This is a genomic window from Streptacidiphilus sp. EB103A, from assembly GCF_041261405.1.
Lineage (GTDB): Bacteria > Actinomycetota > Actinomycetes > Streptomycetales > Streptomycetaceae > Streptacidiphilus.
On the sequence record NZ_JBGCAQ010000023.1, the window covers coordinates 121,150 to 146,609 of the forward strand.

The 25,460-nt window shown below is 73.0% G+C and carries 19 protein-coding genes and 1 pseudogene; 9 read left to right on the top strand and 11 right to left on the bottom strand.

Translation table 11 applies throughout. The features are described from left to right. Positions 1-67 precede the first annotated feature (67 nt). Entirely contained in the window at positions 68-1,600 is a 1,533-nt protein-coding gene (locus ABH941_RS32930; RefSeq protein ID WP_370133250.1) for an LCP family protein, read from the bottom strand. 153 nt (positions 1,601-1,753) lie between these two features. Between ABH941_RS32930 and ABH941_RS32935 the strand changes: the two genes are divergently transcribed. After that, positions 1,754-2,833: a glycosyltransferase family 2 protein gene (locus tag ABH941_RS32935; protein ID WP_370133251.1), complete on the top strand. Its 1,080-nt coding sequence runs from the start codon at positions 1,754-1,756 to the stop codon at positions 2,831-2,833. 7 nt (positions 2,834-2,840) lie between these two features. Here the strand turns inward: ABH941_RS32935 and ABH941_RS32940 are convergent, their stop codons facing one another. The 5 genes from ABH941_RS32940 to ABH941_RS32960 form a co-directional block, all read right to left on the bottom strand. Continuing rightward, positions 2,841-4,265, bottom strand: a complete 1,425-nt coding sequence (locus ABH941_RS32940) for an LCP family protein (protein ID WP_370133252.1) — start codon at positions 4,263-4,265, stop codon at positions 2,841-2,843. A 483-nt stretch (positions 4,266-4,748) separates the two neighbouring features. Further along, positions 4,749-6,320, bottom strand: a complete 1,572-nt coding sequence (locus ABH941_RS32945) for an LCP family protein (RefSeq protein ID WP_370133253.1) — start codon at positions 6,318-6,320, stop codon at positions 4,749-4,751. 53 nt (positions 6,321-6,373) lie between these two features. Then, positions 6,374-7,207 (bottom strand): LytR C-terminal domain-containing protein, encoded by an 834-nt coding sequence (locus ABH941_RS32950; protein WP_370133254.1) that lies wholly within the window; start codon positions 7,205-7,207, stop codon positions 6,374-6,376. Between the two features lie 88 nt (positions 7,208-7,295). Continuing rightward, on the bottom strand, positions 7,296-8,567 hold the full coding sequence (locus tag ABH941_RS32955) for an LCP family protein (RefSeq protein WP_370133255.1): 1,272 nt from the start codon (positions 8,565-8,567) through the stop codon (positions 7,296-7,298). A gap of 178 nt (positions 8,568-8,745) precedes the next feature. After that, on the bottom strand, positions 8,746-9,510 hold the full coding sequence (locus ABH941_RS32960; RefSeq protein WP_370133256.1) for a TIGR03089 family protein: 765 nt from the start codon (positions 9,508-9,510) through the stop codon (positions 8,746-8,748). 143 nt (positions 9,511-9,653) lie between these two features. Here ABH941_RS32960 and ABH941_RS32965 point away from each other — a divergent pair, with 143 nt between their 5' ends. Then, positions 9,654-10,583, top strand: a complete 930-nt coding sequence (locus ABH941_RS32965; RefSeq protein ID WP_370133257.1) for a DNA-3-methyladenine glycosylase — start codon at positions 9,654-9,656, stop codon at positions 10,581-10,583. A 142-nt stretch (positions 10,584-10,725) separates the two neighbouring features. Here the strand turns inward: ABH941_RS32965 and ABH941_RS32970 are convergent, their stop codons facing one another. Continuing rightward, on the bottom strand, positions 10,726-12,027 hold the full coding sequence (locus ABH941_RS32970) for a coenzyme F420-0:L-glutamate ligase (RefSeq protein ID WP_370133258.1): 1,302 nt from the start codon (positions 12,025-12,027) through the stop codon (positions 10,726-10,728). Beyond that, positions 12,024-12,983, bottom strand: a complete 960-nt coding sequence (cofD, locus tag ABH941_RS32975) for a 2-phospho-L-lactate transferase (protein WP_370133259.1) — start codon at positions 12,981-12,983, stop codon at positions 12,024-12,026. The genes ABH941_RS32970 and cofD overlap by 4 nt, the downstream gene beginning before the upstream one ends. Positions 12,984-13,074: 91 nt before the next feature. Here cofD and ABH941_RS32980 point away from each other — a divergent pair, with 91 nt between their 5' ends. Beyond that, positions 13,075-14,130, top strand: a complete 1,056-nt coding sequence (locus tag ABH941_RS32980; protein WP_370133260.1) for an NAD-dependent epimerase/dehydratase family protein — start codon at positions 13,075-13,077, stop codon at positions 14,128-14,130. Positions 14,131-14,163: 33 nt separating this feature from the next. Here the strand turns inward: ABH941_RS32980 and ABH941_RS32985 are convergent, their stop codons facing one another. Beyond that, complete coding sequence (locus ABH941_RS32985; protein ID WP_370133261.1) at positions 14,164-15,324, bottom strand: ATP-binding protein; 1,161 nt, start codon at positions 15,322-15,324, stop codon at positions 14,164-14,166. Then, positions 15,321-16,118 (bottom strand): response regulator transcription factor, encoded by a 798-nt coding sequence (locus tag ABH941_RS32990; RefSeq protein WP_370133282.1) that lies wholly within the window; start codon positions 16,116-16,118, stop codon positions 15,321-15,323. Before ABH941_RS32990 ends, ABH941_RS32985 begins: the two co-directional genes overlap by 4 nt. A 74-nt stretch (positions 16,119-16,192) precedes the next feature. On the opposite strand from ABH941_RS32990, the pseudogene ABH941_RS32995 reads away from it, so the two are divergent. The 4 genes and pseudogenes from ABH941_RS32995 to ABH941_RS33010 all read left to right on the top strand — a co-directional run. Continuing rightward, positions 16,193-16,900 (top strand): annotated as a pseudogene (locus ABH941_RS32995) (glycosyltransferase family 2 protein); the annotation flags it as partial. Continuing rightward, on the top strand, positions 16,877-17,611 hold the full coding sequence (locus ABH941_RS33000) for a DUF2064 domain-containing protein (protein ID WP_370133283.1): 735 nt from the start codon (positions 16,877-16,879) through the stop codon (positions 17,609-17,611). The pseudogene ABH941_RS32995 and the gene ABH941_RS33000, both read left to right, overlap by 24 nt. Further along, positions 17,608-18,315 (top strand): class I SAM-dependent methyltransferase, encoded by a 708-nt coding sequence (locus tag ABH941_RS33005; protein ID WP_370133262.1) that lies wholly within the window; start codon positions 17,608-17,610, stop codon positions 18,313-18,315. Before ABH941_RS33000 ends, ABH941_RS33005 begins: the two co-directional genes overlap by 4 nt. Further along, the gene (locus ABH941_RS33010) at positions 18,312-19,808 is read left to right on the top strand and encodes a glycosyltransferase 87 family protein (protein WP_370133263.1); all 1,497 of its coding nucleotides are present in this window, start codon (positions 18,312-18,314) and stop codon (positions 19,806-19,808) included. The genes ABH941_RS33005 and ABH941_RS33010 overlap by 4 nt, the downstream gene beginning before the upstream one ends. On the opposite strand, the gene ABH941_RS33015 is transcribed toward ABH941_RS33010, so the two are convergent. Next, positions 19,696-20,325 (bottom strand): cysteine dioxygenase family protein, encoded by a 630-nt coding sequence (locus ABH941_RS33015; protein WP_370133264.1) that lies wholly within the window; start codon positions 20,323-20,325, stop codon positions 19,696-19,698. The two genes, ABH941_RS33010 and ABH941_RS33015, sit on opposite strands and share 113 nt — an antisense overlap. 633 nt (positions 20,326-20,958) lie before the next feature. Here ABH941_RS33015 and ABH941_RS33020 point away from each other — a divergent pair. Both ABH941_RS33020 and ABH941_RS33025 read left to right on the top strand, forming a co-directional pair. Continuing rightward, the gene (locus tag ABH941_RS33020; RefSeq protein ID WP_030264048.1) at positions 20,959-21,228 is read left to right on the top strand and encodes a WhiB family transcriptional regulator; all 270 of its coding nucleotides are present in this window, start codon (positions 20,959-20,961) and stop codon (positions 21,226-21,228) included. A 241-nt stretch (positions 21,229-21,469) separates the two neighbouring features. Next, on the top strand, positions 21,470-25,459 hold the full coding sequence (locus ABH941_RS33025) for a glycosyltransferase (RefSeq protein WP_370133265.1): 3,990 nt from the start codon (positions 21,470-21,472) through the stop codon (positions 25,457-25,459). The last annotated feature ends 1 nt before the right edge of the window (position 25,460 follow it).

A 25,460-nucleotide genomic window follows, 5' to 3' on the forward strand; every position in this document is an offset into this window, starting at 1 on the left:
CGTGGCGCTGTCCGCGCACGTCGACAGCGGACAGCGCTGATCAGGACGCCGCTGATCAGGACGCCGCTCACCGGCAGACCACGGTGTCACCGCGAGTGGCGGCGATCGCGGACGCTCCGCCGGGGGAGGCGCTGGGGGCGGCGCTGCTCGTGGCCGGGGCAGGGGCGGGGGACTTCGCCTGCGCGACCGTCGCGGCCTTGGCGATCCTGGCGACGCCGGTGAAGTCCTTGCCGAGCACCACCTGCATGGTGCCGCCGAGATTCGGCACCGGTACCAGCTCGGCCCGGGGCAGCGCGGCGGCCAGGGTCCGCACCGACTGGTCCCAGCGCGGGTCGTACCGCACCACCGTCCGCGCCGCGGTGTCCGGGCCGGGGGCGTTGCTGGCGTAACCGCTGGTCGCGAACCCTTCGGCGCGCAGCAGCCGGTCGGCCCTGGCGCCCAGGCCGGCGACCCCGGAGCCGTTCTGCACCTGCACCCGCACCTGCCCCGGTGGGACGGCCGACGCGCCCGGCGCGGCCGACTGCCCGCTCGCCGGCGGGGAGGGCCGCGGGGCCGGCGGTGTCAGCGGCCGGTCCTGGCGCAGCGCCGTGAACAGCGCGCCGGCCCGCTCCTTGTCCCACAGCACGGTGGAGCCCCAGCCGGGGACCTGGTGGTTGAGGTCCGACAGCGGCACGGTCGCGAACGAGGCGGACGAGGGCCGCAGGTCCTTCATCCGCGCCACCAGGCCCAGCAGGTCCTTGTCGCTGAGCCCCTCGTCCGCCTTCACCGAAGCCAGCGCCGTCGAGAGCACCCGCTGCAGCCGCAGCGGATTGAGCAGCGTCCCGGAGCCGGTCGCCTGCTGGATGATCTGGGCGACGAACTTCTGCTGGCGCTGCATCCGGCCCAGGTCCGCGGTGGGGTCCACATAGCGGGCGCGGACGTACTTCAGCGCCGTCGCGCCGTCCAGCCTGGTGGTCCCGGCCGGGAGGTCCAGACCGGACTTGGGGTCGTGCAGCGGCCGGTCGGTGCAGACCGGCACCCCGCCCAGGGCGTCGACGGTGCTGACGAAGCTGAGGAAGTTGAGCTGGAGGTAGTGGTCGATGTGCAGCCCGGTGGCCTGTTCGACGGTCGCCACGGTCAGCGGGGGCCCGCCCATGCCGTAGGCGGCGTTGATCTTGCCCATGGACTCCGGCACCGGCTGCTGAGTGGCCAGGTCCTGGTGGGCCGGGATGGCGACATAGCTGTCGCGCGGGATGCTGACCACGCTGGCCCCCTCCCCGGAGGCGGACAGGTGCACCAGCATCATGGTGTCGGTGCAGTGGCAGGCCTCCCCGCCGGCGTGCAGCGACTGCAGCACCCGCTCGGGCACGCCGTCCCGGTCGTCGGTGCCCACGACCAGGATGTTGGTGGCGGCGTCGTTCGCCGGGCGGTGGGTGAGCCCGCCGAAGACATTGATCCGGCCGATGGAGTCGCCGACCCCGCTGACCACGGCCCGGCCGATCCCGCTGGTGGCCAGTACCGCGCAGGAAAGCGCCGCGGCGGTCCACAGCACCCGGCGGCGCAGCGGCGAGGCGGCGGCGGGGTCGCGGCGGGGTGTCGGCTCCCGGGGTTCGGCAGGCATCCTTCGGATCGTAGGACGGGGCGGGCGTCACGCCGCGCAGCAGCGCCGGGGTGTCGTGGCCGTCCACCCGTCCGGTGAATTCATTCTGATGATGCGACCATTCCGCCCCGGGGTTCGGCGGCGCACGGCGGGCGGCGGTACGGTTGCCCGCATATGAACGCCATCGCCGCCTCCAGCGCCTCCGGGGCGCAGCCGCTGCCGTCCGTCTCGGTGATCATGCCGGTGCTCGACGAGTCACGGCACCTGCGTGACGCCGTCCGGCAGATCCTGGCCCAGGAGTACCCCGCGCCGATCGAGGTGGTGATCGCCCTCGGCCCCTCCTCGGACGACACCGACCGGATCGCGGCCGAGCTGGTGGCCGAGACGGCGGGGAGCGACCGCGAGGTGCGGACCGTCCCCAACCCGAGCGGCCGGACGCCCGCGGGGCTCAACGCCGCCATCCGCGGCTCGCGCTTCCCGGTCGTGGTCCGCGTCGACGGCCACGGACTGCTCACCCCCGGCTACATCGCGACCGCCGTGCGGCTGCTGGACGGAAAAGGCGCCGCCAACGTCGGCGGGATCATGCACGCCGAGGGCGAGACGGAGTGGGAGAAGGCCGTCGCCGCCGCGATGACCTCCCGGATCGGGGTCGGCAACGCCGCCTTCCACACCGGCGGCGAGGCTGCCCCGGCCGACACCGTCTACCTCGGGGTCTTCCGCCGCGAGGTGCTGGAGAAGCTCGGCGGCTACAACGAGGAGTTCCTCCGCGCCCAGGACTGGGAGCTGAACTACCGGATCCGCCAGGACGGCGGCCTGATCTGGTTCACCCCCGAGCTCAGGGTCACCTACCGGCCGCGCCCCAGCGTGCGCGCGCTGGCCCGGCAGTACCGGGACTACGGGCGCTGGCGCCGGGTGGTGTCCCGCTACCACAAGGGCTCGGTGAACCTGCGCTACCTCGCCCCGCCGGTCGCGGTTCTGGGCGTGGGCCTGGGCCTGGTCGGCGGCGTGCTGCTGCACCCGCTGCTGTTCGCCGCCCCCGGCGGCTACGCGGCGCTGATCCTGCTCGGCTCGCTGCGCGAGGGACGCGGGCTCTCGCCCGCCGCCCGCGCCCAGCTGCCGCTGGCCCTCGCCACCATGCACATGTCCTGGGGCTGGGGCTTCCTGACCAGCCCCCGCTCACTGGCCCGCCGCGTCATCGCCAGCACCGTCCCGGTGGCCGGGGCGGTCGACAGCGAGGGCGCGGCGGCGCACTGACGCCGCGTCAGAGCTTGGGCTGCGACGGCGGAGTGGTGCCCTTCCACTGGTAGTTGGGCATGACGTTCATGCAACTGCTGTTGTCGTCGGCGTTCTTGGCGTGCGAATCCTGGGGCACCGATCCCTGCTTGGGCAACGTGGTGCTGAAGTCGTCGCCGCTGGGCCAGTCCAGGCCGATATCCAGGGTGATCCCGGTGGCGCCCGTTGACTGTTTCACGACGGTCGCGGTCAGATGCAGTGCCGTCGCGACCTCCGCGGCCTGGGCCTGCATGGCCGTGGGGTAGGTCAGCGTACTGGTCTTCGCCGCCGTGGCCGGGCTGTTGCCGACCTTCGACTGGGTGAAGCCCAGCCCCTTGAGCGCGGTCACCATGCTGGAGGCGCGGTTGTTGAAGGCGCCGCCGCTGGCGTTGACCACGGTGACCGGGAAACCGCCCTTGGCGGGCGGCGGGGTCGCGCTCTTGGACGGACTGGGAGCGGGCGTCGCCGATGCGGAGGCGGCGGGGGCGGCTGAGTTGCTGTCCAGCGGGATGTCATTGGCGATCATCGAGAAGAGGTGCTGGGCCGTCCCGGCCTCGGGCACCAGCCAGGCATTGGGGTTTTTCGGGTCCGCCGCGTGCGGCATGGTCACCGAGACGATCCGGTCCGTCTTCACCCCCTTGAGCTGGTCCGCCAGCCCCAGCAGCTTGGTGGCGCTGTTGAGGTTGTCCGAGAAGACGATGCTCTTGATCGCGCTCTGCGCCAGGCTGAGCATCTTCGTCGGGTCGGTCACGGTCCCGTTCGAACGCAGGGTCCGGATCAGCGAGTTGAGGTACATGTGCTGGGCGTCGGCGCGGCCGATGTCGCTGCCGTCCGGTGCGAAGGCGTGCCGGGTGCGCAGCCACTCCAGCGACTGCGTCGAGTTGAGCACGATGTGCTTGCCGGCGGCCAGGATCAGGTGCGAACCCTGGTCGTGCAGGCCGGTGCTGTCCCGGTAAACGTAGTTGTCGTCGATGTTCTGGCTGAGGCAGACCGGGACGCCGCCGACGGCGCCGGCCATCGCCACCACCCCGCTGAAGTCCACGGTCATGGTGTCGGTGATGGAGATGCCGGTCAGCCGCTCCACGGCGGCCTCGGTACAGCCCGCGCCGCCGCGGCCGAAGCTGGAGTTGATGATGTTGTGGACTGCCGCGTACCTGGTGCCGTTGCTGCCCGTGCACGCCGGTATGTCCGTGTCGGTGTCGCGGGGGATGCTCAGCATGGACGCGTTGCTGCGGTCGGCGGAGACATGCAGGATGATCTCCACGTCCGCGTTGCCGGGGCCGCTGTCGGCGCAGGAACCGCCGAGCGCGCAGTCCGCCGCGCTGCTCCGGGTGTCCGTCCCTATCAGCAGGATGTTCAGCGCGCTGTGGCCGCTGGCGTCCTTCTTGGGCGGTGGGAGTTTGTGGTCGCCCACGAAGTGGCTGGTCCTGATATTCCCGTTCAGATACGACACGTAGGCGAAGGCGGACCCGGCTCCCAGTACCAGAATTCCGGCACTTCCGTATGCCGTGTACTTCAGTATTCGTTTCCAGCCGGTCGCTTTTGCGCGGCCTGGTCGGCCGCTCCGCCGGGAGCCGCCCGCCCTGCGGGCCGCCGCACGGCCTCCCCAGGGTTCCTCCTGGCCTCCCCGCCCGGTCGGCGCTGACACATTTCGGTCGGAACGGCCGTTTTTCGGCACCACAGGACAACACCCCCAGGATCGTGACGGCATGGCCCGCTGCACCCCCGTGCGGAGCCCGACGGCCGCGCTCTCCCCCGCGGCCGTTGAGGAACGACTATATCGATTCGAGATCTGCCGTCCAGTTTCCCCTGTTCGGAGAAAAGAAAGAGCGCGGCCGGGCCCGATAAATCCGTCCGACCAAAAGGGACGTTATCCGGACTGTTCCGGCGCATTTCGTCACCATGCGTAAACGGGGTTCACCTTTGCGCATTTGCTCTGGTCGCCGCTCTGCTGGGCCGCGGTGGTCGGCACCGCGCCGGCGGACGGGGTCGCCACGGCCGGGAAGGTGCTGCCGGCGGGCCAGTCCGCGCCCACCACCAGGAGCGGCTGCGGCGTTGCCGCGGACTCGTGCAGGTCCGCCGACGGCAGGTGCAGGGCCTTGGCGACGAGCTGCGCGCCGGCCAGGTCGCCGGGTGCGTAGCTCAGGGTGGTGGTGTGCTGGTGGCCGGGGGCGTTGAGGCCGTTGCGGGTGTGGGTGAAGCCTCTGGCGCGCAGGGCGGTGGTGAGGGTGGTGGCCCGGCCGGCGACGCCGCTGCCGTTCTGCACGGTCAGGTGCACCTCGGCGGGGCGGGTCGGGGCGGCCGGGGCAGCGGTCGGCGGGGGCGATGCCGGAGCCGGGGTCGCGGCCGAAGGGGAGGCCGTGGTCGCCGGATTGCCGTGGGCGTCCAGCGGGATGTCGCCGCGCACCATCGAGAACAGCCGCTCCGCGTCGCCGGGCATCGGGATCACCCAGGCCTTGGGGTTGATCGGATCCTCGGCGTACGGCATGGTCACCGTGGTCAGCCGGTCCGGCTGCAGGCCCTTCAGTCGGTCGGCGAGCCCGGCCAGCCTGCCGACGCTGTCCAGGCCGTCGTCCACGGTCAGCGCCTTGGTCGCGGCGTCGGCCAGGGAGAGGATCCGGCCCGGGTCGGTGAGCGTCCCGGCGGAGCGCAGCTGCCGCAGCATCGAGGTCAGGTACATGTGCTGGACCTGGGTCCGGTAGAGGTCGCTGCCGTCCCCGAAGCCGTGCCGGGTGCGCAGCCACTCCAGCGCCTGGACGCCCTTGATCACATGGGTGCCCTCGGTCAGCCGCAGATGCGAGTACGGGTCGGCGACGTTCCCCAGGGTGCAGACCGGCACCCCGCCCACCGCGTCGGCCATGCTCACCACACCGCCGAAGTCGACCATCATGTAGTGGTCGATGTGAATGCCCGTCAACTGGTGCCAGGTGTAGACGGTGCAGCCGGGACCGCCGTGCGACAGGCTGTCGGTGATCTGCTCGTGCGGCGACTCCGGGTAGGTCTTCCCGGTCGCCGGGTCGGTGCAGGCCGGGATGTCGACCATGGTGTCGCGGGGAATGCTGATCAGCGAGGCGTTGCTGCGGTCCGCCGAGACATGCAGCAGGATCTCCACGTCGGCGTGGACCGGGCCGCCCACGCTGGCCCGCGCCCCGCCCAGGGCGAGATCGGCGGCGGTGTCCCGGGTGTCCGAGCCGATCAGCAGGATGTTCAGGGCGCTGTGCCCGCCGGCGTCCTGGGAGGTGTCGCCCTGGTCGCCGAAGCTGAGCGCACCGTGCTTGATGTTGCTGTCCAGGTACTGCACATAGCCCCAGGCGCAGCCGGTCCCGATGAGCAGCAGGAGCACACAGCCCAACGCGATCCGGCGGATGCGCACCCGCGAGCGCCGGGGCTCGCGGGTGCGTCGCCGCCCCTGGGGTTCGGCCTTGCGGCGGCTGCCGGTCTGGTTGGTGTCGGGCTGGTTGCTGCTCATCGGCGGTGGCCTGCCTTCGTGCTCTCGGGCGTCTGCGCCCGGTCCGCACCGGGCTAATGGCTGCCGCAGGCCGCCGTCGCTCGACTGCCGGCAGCGGCTGCGGGGGAGGGGGCCGCGAACGGCTTGCCTATGCCGCGGAAGTCCTGACCCAGGGTCAGCACCATGGGGTCCCGCAGGCCGGTCGTCTTTCCGTCGCCGTGCAGGGCGGACGCGGGCAGGCCCATCGCCGCGGCCACAGTGCGGGCCTGGCTGATGTGGTTGGGCGCGTACACCAGGGTGGTGGTCGGTGTCTTGGCCGCCGGGCCGCCGTTGCTGGTGCGGAGCCACTTCTCGGTGTTCTGCATCCAGCTGAGTACCGTCTCGGCCTCGCCCAGGGTGCCGCTGCCGTTCAACACGGTCACCCGGGTGTCCAGCGCGGCGGCCTTGGCGCCGGCCAGGAAGGTGCCGGAGACGGCGGGTTCGGGCACCGGTGCGGCAGCCTTGGCCGGCGCGGCGGTGCAGGTCGCGCTCGGGCTCGCGGCGGCGCTCCCGGCGGCGTTCCCGGTGGCCGCGGCCTGGGTGGTGGAACCGCTGTTGGCGCTCTTGGCCAGGACGTAGACGCAGCCGCCGCCGACGGCCAGGAGGAAGCAGGCGACCCCGGCCAGCCAGGGGCCGCTGCGCGCCTGCTGCCGCCGCCGGGGGGCCCGGCGGGGCTCAGCGGGCTTGCCGGGCTGCCGCGACGCGTCGGGCGCGGGCGCCGGCCGGGATGCTGCCGGGCGGGGTACCTCACCGGGCAGCCGCATCCGGTACTCGCCGGTGGCCGGATCCAGGACCCAGAGGTCGGCCGGATCAACGGCTGCGACGCCGTCGACGCCGGGATCCGGTCCCGTCCCGTGGCCCCTCTGCACGTTCCGCTCCGCTCTCCTCAGGATTCCTCTGAGTCGGCCACAGTAGCCGGTCTGTTGGTGAGGGTGGTGCGAAGGCAGGCGAGAGAGGTCAGGATGATGCGCAGATGTCCTGGTTTGCGGTACGTCCGGAGAAGGTCGGACCGGGAGTTGTAGGTGATGGCGTGCTGACGGTCTTGGTCGTAGCGTCTCCGGCCGCGGCGGTCGACGGCGACGCGGAGGCGGAGGCCGTACCGGAGACCTGCACCGGCTCGTCGTTCCTTATCCGCGCGAACAGCTCGCTCGCCTGGGGCTGCTGGAACTGGTCCCGGTTGGAGTCGTAGACGTACGGCTCCCTCGGCGCGGTGAGCAGCACCAGCTTGTCGCTGGGCAGGTTCTTGAGGCTGGTCGCCAGGTCGTACAGCTTGCTGACGGTGTTCAGACCGGGGTCGACGGTGATGGCCGAGGTCGCCGCGTCCAGCAGCGGGTACAGCTTGGTGGGGTTGAAGAGCACCCCGTTGCTCTCCACCTTCTGCGTCAGCGAGGAGAGGAACTGCTGCTGGCGGCCCATCCGCTCGGTGTCGCTGCCGTCGCCGAGGGTCTCCCTGGCGCGGACGAATCCCAGTGCCTGGTCGCCGTTGATGGTCTGGCGTCCGGCGGGCAGTATGAGGTGTGCATTGGGGTCGTTGACAGGCTTCGACAGGCAGACCTGGACCCCGCCGACGGCGTTCACCATGTTCTTGAAGCCGTTGAAGTCCACCACCATGAAGTGGTCGATGCGGATCCTGGTGAGGTTCTCCAGGGTGCGGATGGTGCAGGCGGTGCCGCCGAATTCGAACGCCCAGTTGAACTGGGCGAACTGGGCCCGGGTGTGGCTGCCGTCGGCGAGCTCGCAGGCGGGGATCTGCACCATGGCGTCGCGCGGGATGCTCATCGCGACCGCGCTCCTACGGTCCTTGGACAGATGCAGCAGGATCGTGGTGTCCGACCTGGCGGTGCCGTTGGGATCGCCGTAGGCGCTGTTCGCCCCGTCCCTGCTGTCGGAGCCGATGATCAGTATGTTCTCGGCGTTGTAGGCGACCGGGGCCACGGTGGGGCGCTGCGCCGGCGGGCCGAGCAGCCTCACGGTGGTGGTGTCGGTGTGGATGTTGTGGTTGAGCTTGCGGTAGCCGAGCCACACCGTCACCGAGGCCCCGACCAGCACCACGCCCAGGCCGAGTGCCACCCAGCGCAGGATGCGCCAACGGCGGCGGCGACGGTGCGGGGCTGCAGGGGCGCTGGGGTCGGTCGCTGCGTCGGTCCCTGTCTCGGTCCCTGCGTCGGTCCGTGCGTCGATCCCGGAGGAAGGATTCTGCTCCTGCTCGTCCCCCGACTGCTCGGGCACCGGCGAACCACCCCCTTGAGAACGTGTGTTCACCTGTCAGACGCGCGAACAGCGCAGGAAGTTGCACAGCTTTTCCCATGCTCACCGCAGAAGCCGTCGAGCATGCCGCAGACGACACCACAACTGCTCCGAAAGGGACGCTACCCGGCGCCGAATGGTCCACACCGGAGGCGGACGATCAGCTGATCCTGCGGGTCACCCGCTCCGACGCCATCCGCTGATCCAGCGCTTCGTCCGCAAGCTTCTCGCTGTTGCGGCACAGCACCACCGAGCCGCCGGCCGCCAGCGGCGCCAGCAGGCCGCCGCCGAGCCCGGCCCAGTCGTCGAAGGACAGCGTGCTCAGCACCCGGTCGCCCGGGCCGAGCTCCAGACGGGTCGCCTGCTCGGCGGCCAGCGAGACCACCTGGGCCCCCGTCAGCTGCTCGCCGTCGATCACCAGGGCCGGACGGTCCGGGTCCACCGGGGCATAGGGGACAAAACGGTCGCCCTGGGCCGGCACCTCGGCCGCGTAGTCCAGGAATCCGTTCGGCAGCTCGGGGAAGCGCCCGCCCAGCGGCCGCAGCGCGAGCGCCACCCGGTCACCGGGGCAGGCCAGCGCCTGCTCCAGGGTGTCGGGTCCGCTCACGACCAGCGACGCCTCGGCCGGATCGCCGCCCGGGAGCACCGTCAACCCCACCGACCAGCAGGCGAACAGCCAGATGGCGGTCTGCCAGTGCGCGGGCAGCAGCAGCGCCGCCCGGTCGTCCGGGGCCGCGGCGAGGTCGTCCTGCAACAGATTGGCGGTCTTCGCCACCCAGTTGTCGAAGGTCTTGACGGAGAGTTCGACTCTCTCGCCGGTCGCGTCGTCGTAGTAGGTGATCAGTGGACGGGCAGGGTCGGTCGCGAGGGCGGAGCGCAGCAGATCGGCGGGGGTCTCTGCGCCGCTGAGGGGTGTCTGGCTCATGGTGGTGCTCAGCCTATGCCCTGAGGATCGCGGGATTGCGACCCCATCCAGCACCGGACGGAGAAACCCGGTCAGTAAACGACAACCTCCCCCACCCGCGGAACCACCGTACTCACCCCCGCCGCACCCCGTACCCTGGCGGGATGCGTACGGACGAGGCGGCTGAGGCCCAGCGGGTCTGGCGTCCGGAGGGGGCGCTCGATGTCGCCGGCACCCTGGGGGTGCTGAAGTTCGGTCCACGCGACCCCGCCTTCCGGCGCACGCCGGACGGCGCGCTCTGGCGCTGCTCGCGTACGCCCGGCGGGCTCGGCACGCTACGGCTGGCCGGCAGCCCGGCCGAGGTCGAGGCCCGGGCCTGGGGTCCCGGCGCGAACTGGCTGCTGGACCGGCTGCCCGCCCTGCTCGGCGCCGAGGACGACCCCTCCGGGTTCGACCACTGCGGCAACGCCCTGCTCCGCGACGCGCACCGGCTCAACCCCGGGCTCCGGATCGGCCGCACCGGCCTGGTCATGGAGTCGCTGGTGCCCGCCGTCCTCGGCCAGCGGGTCACCGTCGGCGAGGCCCACGACGCCTGGCGCACCCTGCTGCTGCGCTACGGGGCGCCCGCCCCGGGCCCGGCGCCGGCCGGAATGCGGATCATCCCGTCGGCCCGGGACTGGACCATGGTCCCGTCCTGGGAGTGGCACCGAGCGGGCGTCGACGGCAAACGCTCCGCCACGGTGGTCCGCGCCGCACGGCTGGCCGCCCGCCTCGAACGCGCCTCGGTGCTGCCGACCCCGGAGGCCACCGCGCTGCTCACCGCGGTTCCCGGCATCGGGGTCTGGACGGCGGCCGAGACCCTGCAGCGCAGCAACGGCGACGCCGACGCCGTAACCGTCGGCGACCTGCATCTCCCCAACACCGTCGGCTGGGCCCTGGCCGGCCGCGAACGCAGCGACGACGCGGTGATGCTCGAACTCCTGGAGCCCTACCGAGGCCACCGCCACCGCGTGTGTCGGCTCCTCCGCACCACGAACTTGCGTGCGCCCCGGCATGCACCGCGGTACGCCCCGATCGATTACCGCGGGTTCTGACGTTTCCGGCTGTGGTGGGCTGGTCGCGCAGTTCCCCGCGCCCCTGGGGGCTGCAACTGACCCACTGTGGGCAAGTTGCACTATCAGGGGCGCGGGGAACTGCGCGACCAGCCAGCTACGGTCCGCAGCCGAAATCAGAGCTTCAGCGCACTTCAACAAAGGCGGCGCCGTCCCTGCGCGCCCGCGACGGCGCCGGCGCGGCCGGGTGCCCCACGGCGACCGCCCCCATCGGGTCCCACCCCTCCGGCAGCGCCAGCACTTCGCGCACCACGTCCCTGCAGAACATGGTGGACGACACCCACGCCGTCCCCAGCCCCTCTCCCGACAGAGTGACCAACAGATTCTGCACGGCGGCGCCCATCGCCACCACGAACATCTCCCGCTCCGCGGCAGCCCGCCCGGCGTCCGGGTAGTCGTGCGAGCCGTCCATCACCAGGCACGGCACCACCAGGTACGGCGCGTTGCGCAGCACGTCACCCCGGCGCACCCGGGTCGCCACCCGCTCCTCGCTCCAGCCGTCGAGCTCCCGCAGATCCCGGTTCCAGGCCGCGAGCATCGCGTCCAGCAGCCGGGTCCGCACGTCCGCGCTCTCCAGCAGGACGAACCGCCACGGCGTCGTGTGGTGCGGCGCCGGCGCGGTCACCGCCGCCGCGACCGCCCGCCGCACCGCGGCGCCGTCCACCGGCTCCGCGGTGAACGCGCGCACGGTACGGCGCCCGAGGACGGCCTCCCGGACCGCCTCCGACGTGCCCAGCCGGAACATGTCCTCGGCCGCGCTGCGGATCATCGGCCGGACGCCCGCGCCGTCCTGCTCCGTCACCAGCCGGCCCAGGCCCCGTACGACGGCCACCGGCAGGCCGCCGGCCTTGCCCTTCACCAGGTCGGCCGCGGCCGCCAGCTCGTCGGCCGTCGCGGTGACCGTCATCGAGAGCTCGTTGCCGTGCGAGTCCAGCCGACCTCTGTGGTCCTCCAGTACGTCGATCCCGGCCGCGCCGATCGCGACATCCGTCAACCCGTTGCGCCAGGGTCGCCCGAAGGTGTCGGTGATCAGCACCGCCACCCGACGACCCGTCAGCTCGCCGAGCCGCTTGCGCAGCGTCCGGGCCGAGGCGTCCGCGTCCTCCGGCAGCAGCAGCACGGTGCCCGCCGGGGTGTTGGACGCGTCCACTCCCGCTGCGGCCAGCACCATCCCCTGCCGGTTCTCCACGATCCTGGTCCGCCCGCGCCGGGCGACCACCCGCACCGTCTCGGCGTCGATCGCGGCCTCCCGGTCGTGGGCCCGTACCAGCCGGCCCTCGGCCTTGCTGACCACCTTCGAGGTCACCACCAGGACGTCCCCGTCCTCCAGCGAGTCCCCGACCGCACCGGCGACCAGCTCGCCGAGGTCGTCCCCGGCCACGATCTCCGGCAGCCCCGGTACCGCCCACACCCGCAACGCCGTCACCGGTCCCGCACCGCCTCCGCGAACGCCAGTGCCTCCCGAGCCATGGCCGCGCTCGCGTTCACGTCCGTCATCCACAGCGGCACCGCCCGGCACGGAATCCCGGCGGCCTCGACCTCGGCCACCGCCTCGGCGTCCGACTCGTCCACCAACCATCCGTCCAACAGATCAGAGCCGTAGTGCTTGGCCACCGCCGCGGCCGAGGTCTCCACCCCCACCGCCTCCAGCACCTTGTCGGCCATCCCGCGCACCGGCGCCCCTCCGATGATCGGCGAGAGCCCGATCACCGGAGCCTGCGCCGCGACCACGGCCTGCCGGATCCCGGGCACCGCCAGGATCGTCCCCACGCTCACCACCGGGTTCGACGGCGGCAGCAGGATCACATCCGCTTCGGCGATCGCCTCCAGCACCCCGGGCGCCGGCTTCGCGGTCTCCGCGCCGACCGGGATGATCGCGAAGGCGGGCACCGTGGCATGGTGCTTCACCCAGTACTCCTGGAAGTGCACCGCCTTGCGCTCCCCGTCGACCTCGGTCAGCACATGCGTCTCCACCCGGTCGTCCGACATCGGGATCAGCCGCACCCCCGGCTGCCACCGGTCGCACAGCGCCTCGGTGACCGCGCTCAGCGGGTACCCGGCGGCCAGCATCTGGGTCCGCACGATATGCGTGGCGAAGTCCTTGTCGCCGAGCCCGAACCACTCCGGACCGACCCCGTACGCCTTCATCTCCGCCTTGATGGAGAAGGACTCCTCGGCCCGGCCCCAGCCCTGCTCCTCGTGGATGCCGCCGCCGAGGGTGTACATCACGGTGTCCAGGTCGGGGCACACCTTCAGCCCGAAGAGATGGATGTCGTCGCCGGTGTTGCCGACAACGGTGATCTCCCCTTCGCCGACCGCCTGCTTCAGCCCGCGCAGAAAGCGCGCGCCCCCGATTCCTCCGGCCAATACCACGATGCGCATGGCGTCCATCCTCGCAGGTACCTCTGACGATCTCCTTACGTGGCCCCGCAGCGCGCCACGCGGCGCCCGGCCACCGCCTAGCGTCGCCGGCATGGATGTCCTTCTCACCGGCGGTGCCGGTTTCATCGGCTCGGCCGTCGCCACCGCGCTCACCTCGGCCGGCCACTCCGTACGCGTCCTCGACGCCCTGCTCCCCGCGGTCCACCCGACCCGGAAACCGCCGCCCTTCCCCGACGGAGTCGAGTTCGTCCGTGGCGACGTCCGCGACGCCGCCACCGTGGACGCGGCCCTCGACGGAGTGTCAGCCGTCTGCCACCAGGCCGCCATGGTCGGCCTCGGGCTGGACTTCGACGACGCTCCCGACTACGCCGGCTGCAACGACCTGGGCACCGCCGTCCTGCTCGCCGCCATGGCCCGGGCGGACATCCCGCAGCTCGCGCTGGCCGGCTCCATGGTCGTCTACGGCGAGGGCCGCTACCGCTGCCCCGACCACGGCGACGTCGCCCCGGGCCCCCGCCGCCCGGCCGATCTCGACGCCGGCCGATTCGAACCCCCGTGCCCGCACTGCGGCGCGGCGCTGACCTCGCATCTCGTGGACGAGACCGCGGCCCCCGACCCCCGCAACGTCTACGCCGCCACCAAGCTCGCCCAGGAGCACCTGGCCTCCGCCTGGGCCCGCGCCACCGGCGGCAGGGTGATCGCCCTGCGCTACCACAACGTCTACGGCCCCAACATGCCGAGGGACACCCCCTACGCCGGGGTGGCCTCGATCTTCCGCTCCGCCCTGGCCCGCGGCGAGGCCCCGCAGGTCTTCGAGGACGGCGCCCAGCGCCGTGACTTCGTCCATGTCGCCGACGTGGCGTCAGCCAACCTGGCGGCGCTGACCGATCTGTCCGACCGTCCGCCGGGCCACTTCCGCACCTACAACGTCGGCAGCGGCACCGTCCACACCATCGCGGACATGGCCGGGGCCCTGGCCGACGCCGCCGACGGCCCGGCCCCCGTCGTCACCGGCCGGTACCGCCTCGGCGACGTCCGCCACATCACCGCCGACTCGCGCCGGCTCCGCGAGGAGCTGGACTGGCAGCCGCAGATCTCCTTCGCCGTCGGCATGAAGGAGTTCGCGACCGCCCCGCTCAGAGCCTGATCCAGATCACGCGACGGCGCCGGCCGGCGGACCTCACCCGCCGGCCGGCAGCGCGATCTCGAAGCAACAGCCGCCCATGACGTTGTGCACCGACGCCCTGCCGGCGTGCGCCTCCACGATGCCCCGGACGATCGCCAGCCCCAGCCCGGCCCCGGTGTCGCCGTGGTGCTGCACGGCTCCGCCCTGCACCGTCCCACCCCAGGGCGCCCGCGGCGTCCTGGCGCTGCCGCCGCGCCAACCGGTCTCGAAGACCCGGGCGAGATCCTGCTCGTCGATGCCGCCGCAGCCGTCCGTGACGGACACCACGACCTCTCTTTCGTCCCGCCGCGCGGCCACCGCGACCGTCCCGTCCGCCGGGGTCGAGCGGATGGCGTTGAACAGCAGATTGCCCAGCACCCGGGTGATCTCCCGGCTGTCCACCTCCACCGGCGCCGGCGCGACATGCCCGCCGACGAGATGGACGCCGCGCTCCTGCGCCAGCGGGTACGCCCCGGCTATGGCATCGCCCACCAGGTCGTAGACGGACACCCGGGAGAGGCTGAGGGTCAGCGCCCCGGCCTGGATCCGCGACAGCTCGAACAGGTCGTCGACCATCCCGGTGAGCCGGTCCACCTCGATCCGCATCCGCGAGTGGTACCGGCCCGGGTCGTCCGCGACCCCGTCCTCCAGCGCCTCGGCCATGGCCCGGAGCCCGGCCAGCGGTGTCCGCAGGTCGTGCGAGATCCAGGCGATCAGCTCGCGCCGCGAGTGCTCCAGCGACCGCTCGCGCTGCCGGGACTCGGCCAGCCGGGCACTGGTCGCCTGCAACTCCGAGCTCAGCGCCGACAGCTCCGCGTTCAGCGGAGCTGCTGGTGCGGTGAAGCCCTCGTCGCTGCCGACCGTACGCGCGGCGCGGGTGAGGGCCCGGCTGCCGGAGACCACCTGCCTGCTGAGGAACGCCGCGACGATCAGCGAGACCACGCAGCCCATGCCCAGAATGGTTATCACGACGAAGTAGTCCTGCCGCATCAGCAGCATCGCCTGGGCGACCGCCACGGTGCTCGCGGTCAGCGAGGCCGCGGTCACCAGTGCGACGGTGAACAGCGACAGCGCCAGCGAGCGCCGCCGCAGCAGCACCACGGCGGGCCATCCCAGCAGTCCGGCCGAGGCCGCGCCGAGCGCGGCGTAACAGGCCATCATCACGTAGTCGTTCATGCCGCAGCCTCCTCGACCGGGTCGAAGCGGTACCCCACGCCCCACACCGTGGTGATCAGCTGCGGCGCGGCCGGATCGTCCTCGACCTTTTCCCTGAGCCTGCGCACATGCACCGTCACCGTCGACATGTCGCCGAAGTCCCACCCCCACACCTTGTTCATCAGCTCCTCCCGTCCGAAGGCCGTACCGGGGTGCTGCACCAGGAAGGCGAGCAGGTCGAACTCCCGCAGTGTGAGCGTCAGCTCCCGTCCGGCCCGGTGGGCGCGCCGCGCGGACGGGTCCAGCACCAGGTCCCCGGCCTGTACCGGGGCGGTCGGCTCGGCACCGGCCGCGCCCTCGGATCCGGGCGCTCCGGCTGTTCCGGCCGCGCCGGACGCCGCGCTGCGCCGCAGCACCGACTGGATCCGCAGCACCAGCTCCCGCGGCGAGAAGGGTTTGGTGACGTAGTCGTCCGCGCCCAGCTCCAGTCCGTTGATCCGGTCCTGCTCCTCGCCCTTGGCGGTGAGCATGACGATCGGCACTCCGCGCGCTGCGGGGTCGGCGCGCAGCCGTCGGCAGACCTCGAGACCGTCTATCTCGGGCAGCATCAGGTCCAGCACGACCAGGTCCGGTCGGACGGCTGCGGCCTGCGCCAGCGCGGCAGCGCCGTCGGCCGCACGTTCGACGGCATAGCCGGCGTGGTGCAGATAGCGGGTGACGACCTCGGCGATGGTGGGGTCGTCGTCGACGACCAGAATGCGGGATGGGGGCACAGGGTCGAGCGTAGAAGGCTCTGGGCTGCGCGTACGGGGTATGGACAGACGGCGTAGGACTTCCGTAAGGATCCATTGAGGCATTTGTCCCCCTTGTCGCTCCTACCGTGTCCGCCATGACCAAACCTCATCAGCCCTTCCAGGCAGACGTGGTGCTGCCCTGTCTCGACGAGGCGGAGGCCCTGCCCTGGGTTCTCGAACGCATGCCGCCGGGATTCCGCGCGATCGTCGTCGACAACGGTTCGACCGACGGTTCCGCGGAACTCGCCCGGAGCCTCGGCGCCCTGGTGGTCTCCGAGCCGCGGCGCGGCTTCGGCGCCGCCTGCCATACCGGGCTGCTCGCCGCGACCGCGGAGTACGTCTGCTTCTGCGACTGCGACGCCTCACTGGACCCGGCCGAGCTGCCGTCCCTGCTCGATCCGGTCCGTGAGGGATCGGCGGATCTGGTGCTGGGGCGCCGCCGACCCACCGTGCGCGGAGCGTGGCCGCTGCACGCCCGGCTGGCCAACGCGGAGCTCGCGCGGCGGCTGCGGGCCCGCACCCACGCGCAGCTGCACGACCTCGGCCCGATGCGCGTCGCCCGCCGCCGACGCCTGCTGGACCTCGGACTGGGCGACCGCCGGTCCGGCTACCCGCTGGAGATGGTCCTCGCGGCCGACGCGGCCGGGATGCGGATCGCCGAGCGGGAGGTGGCCTACCTCCCCAGGGCGGGCCGCTCCAAGGTCACCGGTACCCTGCGCGGCACCAGGCAGGCGATCCACGACATGGGCGCCATGCTCGCGGCTCCCGCGCCGACGCTGATGGTGCTGGCCAAGTCCCCGGTCCCGGGCAGGGTGAAGACAAGGCTCACCCCGGCCTGCACCCCCGAGCAGGCCGCCGCCCTGGCCGAGGCCGCGCTCGCGGACACCCTGGAGACGCTGGGCCGGGTGCCGGCCGGGCGGCGGGTCCTGGTCCTGGAAGGCGCGCCGGGGCGCTGGCTCCCCCCGGGCTGGGAGGTGCTCCCGCAGGCCGGCGGCGGCCTGGACGTACGGCTGGCGCAGGCGTTCGCCGCGGTGGCGGGCGACACGGCGGGGGACCGGACAGCAGGGAACAAGACGCCGGCGCTGCTGGTCGGGATGGACACCCCGCAGCTGAGCGCCCGAACGCTGGCCGAGGCGCTCTCGCCTGCGGGCAGGACCGGGGTCGACGCCTGGTTCGGCCCGGCGGTGGACGGCGGCTTCTGGACCCTGGGGCTGGCCCGCCCCAGCGCCGAGCTGGCCCGGCAACTGCTGCTGGGCGTCCCGATGTCCACCGCGACCACCGGAGCCGTGCTGCGCGGCCGGCTCGCCGCGGCCGGCCTGCGCGTCGCCGCGCTCCCGGCGCTGACCGACGTCGACACCGTCGCCGAGGCTGCCGAGGTAGCCGAGCTCGCCCCGCACACCCGCTTCGCCGAAACCTGGCGCATGGTGTCGCGGACCGTCCTGTCGCCGACCGCCGTGACCAGGCCCGCCATGTCCAGGACCGTCCTGTCCGCGCCGGGAGGTTCGGCCCGGTGACCCCGACGACCACCGCCGCTCCGACCGAGACACCGACCCCCGCCGCGCACCCGCCCCCCACTCCCGCGCCCTGGTCCGCGGACCCCTTCGCCGAGGCGATCCGCCGCGGCCGCGGCCCGCTCTGGCTGCGCCGTACCGACGGGCACCGCTACCCGCTGGACGTGGCCCGCTGGTGCGCCGCCCCGGACGCCGCCGACCGGACCCTGCTGCACCGCTGCCTGCACCGCGGCCTCCCGGCCATCGACCTGGGCTGCGGCCCGGGCCGCCTGGTCGCCGAGCTCCAGGCGCACGGGCTGCCCGCGCTGGGCGTCGACATCACCCGCGCCGCCGTCATCCGCACCCGCGGCCTGGGCGGCAGCGCGCTGTGCCGCTCCGTGTTCGACCCGCTGCCGGGGGAGGGTCGCTGGGGCACCGCCCTGCTCGCGGACGGCAACCTCGGCATCGGCGGCGATCCCGGAGCGCTGCTGGCCAGGGCCGCCGACCTGCTCGGACCCTCCGGACACCTGCTGGTCGAGGTGGAGCCGGAGGAACTGGAGGAGCGGATCACGGTGGCGGTCGAGGACGGCTCGGGCCGCCGCGGGCCGACCTTCCGCTGGGCCCGCCTCGGCGCCGCCGCGACCATGCGCGAGGCGGTGAGCCGGTTCGCCCTCGCCGACTCCTGGGCCTCCGGCGGTCGCAGCTTCCTCGCCCTGGAGCGACGATGAGCACGCCCCGGACCAGCACGGCCGGCGCCGTCCGAACCTGGCTCTGCGCCGCCGTGCTGGCCGCCCTGACCGCTGCTCTGGCCAGGACCTTCACCAGCGGCGTCACCCTCTATCACCTCCGCGCGCTGCACCATCTGTACGTCCTGGACGGGGTGCTGTTCGCGCTCGCGGTGTTCCTGCTGCGCCGGGTCCCGCCACGGCACACGGCGGCGCTGGTGCTGGTCGGCGCCGTCGCCGTGGCCCTCACCGGGCTGCTCGCACCACCCCGGACCAGCGACGACGCCTACCGCTACCTCTGGGACGGCCATGTCCAGGCGGCCGGGATCTCGCCGTACAGCTATGCGCCGACCGACCCGGCCCTGGCCCCGCTCCGCGCCGCCGACCCCGCGCTCTTCCCGGTCGGCAGCTCCTGCTGGGGCTGGGACCTGCACCGGGCCGGCCCGGTCTGCACCCATCTGAACCGGCCGACGGTGCACACCATCTACCCGCCGGTCGCCGAGGTCTGGTTCCTCGGCCTCTACGAGGCCGGACGGCTCACCGGCGGCCACGGAGTGCGGACCGCGCAGGTCGGGGGAGCGGCGCTGGCGGTGGCCACCTCCGTCGCGCTGCTGCTGGTGCTGCGCCGCAACCGGTTGCCGCTGCACCGGGCGGCGCTCTGGGCCTGGTGCCCCGGAGTGGCGATCTGGGCGGTCAACGACGCGCATGTGGACACCCTGGGCGTGCTGCTGGCCGTCTGCGGACTCGCCGCGGCGGCCCATCCGCGTCGAACCGCCGCCGGGGTCCTGCTCGGGGCGGCCGTGGCGACCAAGCTGATCCCCGTCCTGGTACTTCCCGGGGCGCTGGCCGGGGTCCTGCGCCGGCGGCCGTCCTGGCGCGACGCGCTGGTGCCGGTCGTCGCCGGGCTGACCTTCCTGCTCTGCTATCTGCCCTATGTGCTGGCCTCGGGCCCGGCCGTGCTCGGCTACCTCCCCGGCTACCTCAAGGAGGAGGGCTACGACCAGGGCACCCGGTTCGGCCTGCTGAACCTGCTTGGCCTTCCGCAGCAGTACCTCCCCGTGCTGGTCGCGGCGGTCCTGCTCGCCGCCGTGCTGCTGGTGCTGCGCAACGGCGACCCGGCCCGGCCGTGGCGCGGGGCGCTGACGGTCACCGGCACCGCGCTGTTCCTCGCGGCTCCCGGCTACCCCTGGTACGGGCTGCTGGTGGTGGGCCTGGTCGCGCTGGACGGCGACTGGGAGTGGCTGGCCCTGCCGGCGGCGGCCGAGGTGATGATCGTGCTGGGCCGTGAGCTGCAGCAGCAGGCGTACGCGGGCGCGCTGTGCGTGGTGCTCGCGGGCGCCGCGCTGCGCGCGCTGGCCCGGACGGCGGACCTGGGCGCCGCGCTCAGTGCTCCGGCAGTGCCTCAGCCGGCGCCGTGGCCCGCGCCGCAGCCTGCTCCTGTCCCTGCTGCGACTGCTCCCGCCCCCAGCCCGATCCGTACGGGGTCATTTCGGTGAGCCCGGGGAAGTAGACATGCAGGGTCACGGCCGGCTCCAGCGAGGTGTTGACCACCTCGTGCAGGTAGCCGGGGGCGAAGACCCGCTGCGCGCCCTCGGCCAGCACCCGCTCGGACTGCCCCGCGCCGGTGAGCGAACGCTCCGTCAGCTCGCCCTCCAGCACGGTCAGCACGCCGGACGAGCGGCCGTGGTCGTGGCGCCCGCTGCCCTGTCCGGGCAACCAGCTGAGCAGCCAGACCTCGTATCCGGGCCCGGTCTCCAGCTGTGCGTACCAGCGGGTCAGCGCGTCGTAGCGGACCAGCGGCTGCCAGCGGGCCCGGTCCGCGGCGACCCGTCGGGCCAGGGCGGCGAAGTCGCCGACGCTGACCGGGTGGGGGACCGGTTCGGGCGCGAGGTGGGGCCAGGCGAGCGGGTCGCCGGCGATGCTGACGTCGCTGAGGCCGTCGGCCCAGGGGGAGCCCGCGCGGGAGGCCGACGGTGCGGCTGGGACCGATGGTGAAGGTGGGGACGAAGCCATGGAGTGCTGATGTCCTTGCTGGCGCTGCGGCTGGGGAGGGTGTTTCCCGATGGGGCCGGGCGCGGAGCCGAGGAGACGCGGCGCCGGGAACGACCACGGGGCCGGACCGCGAGGTCAGGCCCTAGCTACAGCGGCAACAGAGCGCGCTGGCGGCACGGCGGAGCTCGGTGACGAGGCTCTCGGAGTGGGCGCGCTGCTCTGACATAGGCACAAGAACATCCCCTTCTGGTACCCGCTGTCAAACCTGACTCCCGGACCAGTGGCGGACATCACCCGATCGGGGGATAAATCACCTCTCGGGTTTGCCACTCAAGATCGCCGGGAACGAGGCGCTCAACACCCGTGTTTCGGCACTGCCTCCTGGGGCTGCTGTTGTGCAACCGGGTTCTTCGTGACTCTCGTCCTCCACTGTGCGGGGCTGCGTGAAGCGCGAATGGCGAGCAATCCGGTATGCCCGGTTATGCACACTTATGGTGGCGGCTTGGTTCCAGGGAGTGAATCCCGGACCCAATACCAGAGCATGGCTTGACTGGGCCAGAGTTGCGCACTTGTAATTTCACTCGTGTCGTTCAGTCGCACGAACAACGACCGCACCACGGGGACGCACGCTGAAGAGGGGCAGGAGGCGCGCTGATGAGCGAGCTCTTTGAGTTGATGATCGCCGACGAGGACGCCGGTGAGGAAGAGCTTGGCTGGCAGGAACGCGCCTTGTGCGCCCAGACCGATCCTGAGTCGTTCTTCCCGGAGAAGGGGGGATCGACCAGGGAGGCCAAGAAGGTGTGCCTCGCCTGCGAGGTCCGCTCCGAATGCCTGGAGTACGCACTGGCCAACGACGAGCGGTTCGGTATCTGGGGCGGCCTCTCCGAAAGGGAGCGGCGCCGCCTCAAGAAGGCCGTGGTCTGACATCCCATTCTGATCCACGACTCTGGTCCGACGATTCTGATCCACGACTCCGCAGAGCCCCGCCGGCAACCCCGGGTTTCCCGTGGCCGGCGGGGCTCTGCCGCGTCCCGGTCCGGGTACATATCCGGAACCCCTGCCGCTGCTATTTCCACACCGGCACTCAACGCCCTCAGTCGCAACCGTTAGTGTGGGGCGCTCACCCAGCACTCAGCCACTCAGCGAACCGGGGCCACCCACCGCGATGACTGCTACAGCGACGAGTCCCTACGGCCAACCCGCTCCCCAGCGGCCGCCCGCCTACCCGAGGCATCTGGTCACCGCCGTCCTGGTCAGCCACGACGGCGCCCGCTGGCTGCCGCAGGCACTGAACGGACTGCTCGGCCAGGAGCGCCAGGTCCAGCGCGTCCTCGCGGCCGACACCGGTTCCGCGGACCAGTCGCTGCAGTTGCTCTCCGACGCCCTCGGCCCGGACGCCGTGCAGCAGTTCGGACGTCGCACCGGCTTCGGCACCGCCGTCAACGAGACCGTGCGCGCCACCACCCCGCTGCGCCCGCACGACCTGCCCTACGCCATCTCCGCCAGCGGCTACGACCCCGTCGGAGGCGCGGCGCACGACCAGTTCGGCGACCCGCTGGGGCACCACGACGAGCTCGCCGACGAGCAGTTCGGCGCGGGCACCTCGGTCGAGCCGGTGGAGTGGCTGTGGCTGCTCCACGACGACTGCGAGCCCCGCCCCGACGCGCTGCTCAAACTGCTCCAGGTCGCCGAGACCACGCCCAGCGCCGCCGTGGTCGGCCCCAAGCTGCGCAGCTGGTACGACCGCAGGCAGCTGCTGGAGGTCGGCGTCAGCATCGCCCGCAGCGGCCGCCGCTGGACCGGCCTGGACCGGCGCGAGCAGGACCAGGGCCAGCGCGACCAGGTCCGGCCGGTCCTCTCGGTCTCCAGCGCCGGCATGCTGATCCGCCGCGACGTCTTCGAGGAGCTCGGCGGGTTCGACCCGGCGCTGCCGCTGATGCGCGACGACGTCGACCTCTGCTGGCGGGTGGCCGCGGCCGGCCACCGCACCGTGGTCGCCCCCGACGCCGTCCTGCGGCACGCCGAGGCCGCCAGCCGTGAGCGCCGCCCGATCGACTGCGCCCGCTCCGACCGCCCGCACCGGATCGACAAGTCCGGCGCCGTCTACACCCTGCTCGTCAACTCCCGTACCGTGCTGCTGCCGTACCTGCTGCTGCGGATCACCCTCAGCACCGTGCTGCGCGCCCTCGGCTACCTCCTCGGCAAGACGCCGGGCCAGGCCGTGGACGAGTTCGCCGGCCTGGCCAACGTGCTGCTGCGGTTCGGCCGGATCCTCGGCGGCCGGGTCCGCCGGGGCAGGACCCGCCAGCCGGACGCGCTGGACGACCGCAGCCTGTTCCCCGCGCCCGGTGCCACCACGCGGGCCGCGGTGGAGAACCTGGTCGCCGAGTTCGCCGGGAAGACCGGAAACGAGGCCCAGTCCAGCCGGCACGGCTCGGTCGAATCGGGCCCGGTCGACGACGACTCCGAGTTCCTGGAGATCGAGCAGTTCGCCCGGCTCAAGCGGATCGCCCGCAAACCCGCCCCGGTGCTCTTCGCCGGGTTGCTGGTGCTCACCCTGATCGCCTGCCGCGGCCTGCTCGGCAGCGGCACCCTCTACGGGGGCGCGCTGCTGCCCACCCCGGGCGGCGCCATGGACCTCTGGCGGCAGTACGCCGACTCCTGGCAGGCCACCGGCGTCGGCTCGTCCGGCGGGGCGCCCCCCTACCTCGGGGTGCTGGCCGCACTGTCGACCATCACCCTGGGCAGTCCCGGACTCGCCGTCACCCTGCTGCTCCTGCTCGCCGTGCCGCTCTCCGGGGTCTCCGCCTACCTGGTCTCCCGGCCGCTGATCGACTCCCGGCTGGTCCGGGCCTGGGCCAGCGCGGGCTACGCGCTGCTGCCGGCGGCCACCGGGGCCCTGGCGCAGGGCCGGCTCGGCACCGCGGTGCTCGCCATGCTGCTGCCGCCGCTGGCCCGCGCCGCGGCCGTCGCCGTCGGCCTCGGCATCCGCCGCGAGACCGCGGCCAAGGGCGGACGCCCCGGCTGGCGCAGCGCCTGGGTCGCCGCCCTGCTGCTCACCCTCACCACCGCCTTCGTACCGCTCGCCTGGCTGCTGGGCCTGCTGCTCGCCGTCGGCGCGCTGCTCGCCGCCTTCCTGCGCGGTGGGGCCTTCGGGCAGGGCCCGGAGGTGCTGCGCAGCCTCGCCCCGCGCTGCCTGGCCATCGTCGCCACCCCGCTGCTGGTGCTCGCGCCCTGGTCGCTGGGGCTGCTGACGCACCCCGCCCGGCTGCTGCTCGAAGCCGGCATCCCCGGCGCGGTCGGCGCCACCGCGACCCCCACCGGACTGCTGCTGCTCGACCCCGGAGGCAGCGGGACGGTCCCCGGCATCCTGGTCGTCGGCATCGTGCTGGCCGCGCTGGCCGCCCTGCTGCGCGCCGACCGCCGCCGCGCGGTGGCCGTCGCCTGGGGCGCGGCCTCGGTCGCCATCCTCGGCGCGGTCCTTGTCGGCACCACCAAGGTCGTCCCCGGACCGGGGGCGCAGGCCGTCTCCGCCTGGGCCGGACCCGCCACCCTGATCGCCGGTATCGCCCTGCTGTCCGCCGCCGCCATCGGCGCCGACGGCGCCCGAGCCCGGGTCGCCGGCATCGACTTCGGCTGGCGCCAGCCGGTCGCGGCGCTGGTGCTGGTCACCGCCGGGCTCGCACCGGTCGCGGCCGCCGGATGGTGGCTGATCCACGGAGCCGGCGGACCGCTGCAGCGCGGCAACGGCCAGCTGGTCCCGGCCTTCATCGCCGAGCAGGCCGGCACCGTCGACCAGGTCCGCACCCTGGTCCTCAGCACCAGCAGCTCCGGAGGGGTCGTCAGTTACTCGCTGGCGCGCGGCGCCGGGCCCACCATCGGCAGCGCCGAGACCTCCGTCGCGGCCGGGCCCTCCAGCAACCTCAACGCCCTGGTCGCCAATCTGGTCGCCGGAGCCGGCGGCGACCAGGCCGACGCGCTGGCCCAGTACGCCATCCAGTACGTGCTGGTGCAGGCGCCGGTCAGCACCCAGGTCAACGACACCCTGAACGCCACCGCGGGCCTGACCCGGGTGAACCAGCAGCAGAGCTCCAGCATCTGGCGGATCACCGCCAATGTGGCCAGGGCCGTCATCCAGACGCCCGGGGCCGCCGACACGGCCGTCCCCGCGGGCGCCGTCTCGGTGAACGCCACCATCCCGGCCGGGGCCGAAGGCCGGGTGCTGCGGATCGCGGACGCGGCCGACCCCGCCTGGCGGGCCACGGTGGACGGCACGGCACTGACTCCGGTCACCGTGGACGGCTGGGCGCAGGGCTTCCAGCTGCCGGCGGCCGGCGGCAAGCTGGCGGTGAGCTACCACGAGAGCCCGATGCACCTGGGCTGGATCGCCGGACAGTGCTTCCTGGCGCTGGTGGTGCTGGTGCTGGCCCTGCCGGGGCGGCGCGACCACAACGACGACGACCTGCCGGACGAGGGCGACGTGGACCAGCAGGCGGCCGCCGAGGCGCCGCTGCCCGGATCGCGCCGGGCCCGCCGCCTGGCCGCAGACGACCCCGGGTCGGACGCCCCGGCAGCGGACCCGGCCGCGGAGCCGGCCGCTTTCGCGGCGGCGCCGGGCTTCCAGGAGCAGGCGGCGCAGGAGCAGGCGGCCCAGGAACAGCCGGTGTACGCGGCCTATCCCGGGCAGCAGTACCAGGACCCGGCGGCGTACCAGGATCCGGCCTACCAGGACCCCGGCTATGCCCAGGGCTACCCGTCCACCGGGTACCCGGACCCCGCTTATCAGGGCCCCGGATATCAGGACGCCGGATATCAGGAAGCCGGCTACCAGGACCCGGCCTATCAGGACGCCGCCTACCAGGCCCAGCCGTACCCGCCCTATCCGGAGCAGCCGCCGCTGCCGCCGCAGCCGTACTACGACGAGCAGGGCTACCCGGTCCAGCCGCAGCCGTACGGCGACCCCCAGTTCGCCCAGCAGCCCCCCGCCCCGCACGGCTACGACTGGAACGGAGGCGCGGCTCCGGCGGCGGTTCCCGGCCAGTCCGGAGCGCCGCACGACACGGCCACCGGCGCCTACGGCTCGCTGCCGCCGGACGATCCGTGGCTGCAGGCCCAGCAGCCGGTCCGCCACCCCAACGACGAAGCCGGGAGCTGAG

Bases quoted from the DNA above. Each gene is read 5' to 3' on its own strand.
- ABH941_RS32930 (WP_370133250.1), bottom strand. From the start codon at position 1,600: ATGCCTGCCGAACCCCGGGAGCCGACACCCCGCCGCGACCCCGCCGCC.
- ABH941_RS32935 (WP_370133251.1), top strand. From the start codon at position 1,754: ATGAACGCCATCGCCGCCTCCAGCGCCTCCGGGGCGCAGCCGCTGCCG.
- ABH941_RS32945 (WP_370133253.1), bottom strand. From the start codon at position 6,320: ATGAGCAGCAACCAGCCCGACACCAACCAGACCGGCAGCCGCCGCAAG.
- ABH941_RS32960 (WP_370133256.1), bottom strand. From the start codon at position 9,510: ATGAGCCAGACACCCCTCAGCGGCGCAGAGACCCCCGCCGATCTGCTG.
- ABH941_RS32965 (WP_370133257.1), top strand. From the start codon at position 9,654: ATGCGTACGGACGAGGCGGCTGAGGCCCAGCGGGTCTGGCGTCCGGAG.
- cofD (WP_370133259.1), bottom strand. From the start codon at position 12,983: ATGCGCATCGTGGTATTGGCCGGAGGAATCGGGGGCGCGCGCTTTCTG.
- ABH941_RS32980 (WP_370133260.1), top strand. From the start codon at position 13,075: ATGGATGTCCTTCTCACCGGCGGTGCCGGTTTCATCGGCTCGGCCGTC.
- ABH941_RS32985 (WP_370133261.1), bottom strand. From the start codon at position 15,324: ATGAACGACTACGTGATGATGGCCTGTTACGCCGCGCTCGGCGCGGCC.
- ABH941_RS33000 (WP_370133283.1), top strand. From the start codon at position 16,877: ATGGTGCTGGCCAAGTCCCCGGTCCCGGGCAGGGTGAAGACAAGGCTC.
- ABH941_RS33010 (WP_370133263.1), top strand. From the start codon at position 18,312: ATGAGCACGCCCCGGACCAGCACGGCCGGCGCCGTCCGAACCTGGCTC.
- ABH941_RS33015 (WP_370133264.1), bottom strand. From the start codon at position 20,325: ATGGCTTCGTCCCCACCTTCACCATCGGTCCCAGCCGCACCGTCGGCC.
- ABH941_RS33020 (WP_030264048.1), top strand. From the start codon at position 20,959: ATGAGCGAGCTCTTTGAGTTGATGATCGCCGACGAGGACGCCGGTGAG.
- ABH941_RS33025 (WP_370133265.1), top strand. From the start codon at position 21,470: ATGACTGCTACAGCGACGAGTCCCTACGGCCAACCCGCTCCCCAGCGG.